General features: G+C 57.7%; 1 protein-coding gene. It reads left to right on the forward strand.

Annotation, left to right across the window (positions count from 1 at the left end):
• The coding region (locus tag ACFC02_RS42790; RefSeq protein ID WP_376368477.1) for a hypothetical protein at nt 1–1,117 on the forward strand (1,117 nt) is incomplete at both ends.

Here is a 1,117-nt window from a genome sequence, read left to right on the forward strand (position 1 = left end):
GAAAGAAGGCGAAACCGGCGGGTGGGGACCGGAACACCTGCCGCTGCCCCCCGAGCACCCCGTGTTCGCACCTATCCCGGACCGTATACCGGCAGGTGAGGCGCAGCGGCTCAAGGAACTGCAGCGTTACAGTTTCATTTTCCGGACCGCCGATATCACGACACAAGAACAACGTGTACACAATGGTATGAGGCTGCCGAGTCGCGATTTCATCGACTGGGCCGAAGCAGTGCTCGGAGGAGAACCGGTCCACCAGGACACCGAGAGGATCTTGATCGGACTCGGCATGCGCCTGGGAGACAGACCGGGATCAACATTCAAGCCTTATCGCTCCCTGCACCAAACCGGGAAAACTGCTACGACCCAGAAAAAAATTGACACCCTCGACGCCTACTATCGGATGTATCCGGAATCACTCGGCGAGCGCCCTCCCCGCAGCAAAGACAAGAAAGCCAACGAAGTCCTGAACAAGGCGGTGTCACTCACCCAGTCTTTGATGAAAGTAGGTTTCGACCCGCTGGACGCACATCTTGTCGCGGCTTTCGATCGCTTTGGCGTCAAACTGCAGGGGAAAGTGATCAATGGTGCAGTGAAGCTTTTCCCGCCCCAAGAGAGAAAAGTCACACTGAACCATAAAAAGGGCTCCGTGCCCCAGAACACGGACACCAGCCACGGAAACACCCGCCAGGAACTGGCGGGAGGCGGCGCCGACGAGGGCACGCGGGCGCCGGGCCGACGGGCGAATAAGGACCAGGAGGTGAGGCGTGACACGATAACCGCGAATATACGGTACCAATACAGGACGGACGGGATTCCGTACCCGTTTCGTAACTTCCGTAGCACGAACAACGTCCTCAAAACATTGCGACAGGGTTCCTTGTGGGAATACAGAGGTGGTGACACGACACGCATGTATCTGGCACCCACTGAGAATGAACATGTCGCAGACATGGAGGCCGCGAAGATAGCCCCTGGAACGATTCCTCCGCTCGTAACCCGGTCACGCGGGGATGATATTTTCAGAAGCCGGGTGGGTGATTTCTTCTGGAATCTGCAGCGCACGGGGATCCCGGAGAGTCACCGTACTCTTGTTGGGTGGCTTACCGTCAACGGCTAC

The organism is Streptomyces sp. NPDC056160 (genome assembly GCF_042268205.1).
In the GTDB taxonomy this organism is placed as follows: domain Bacteria; phylum Actinomycetota; class Actinomycetes; order Streptomycetales; family Streptomycetaceae; genus Streptomyces.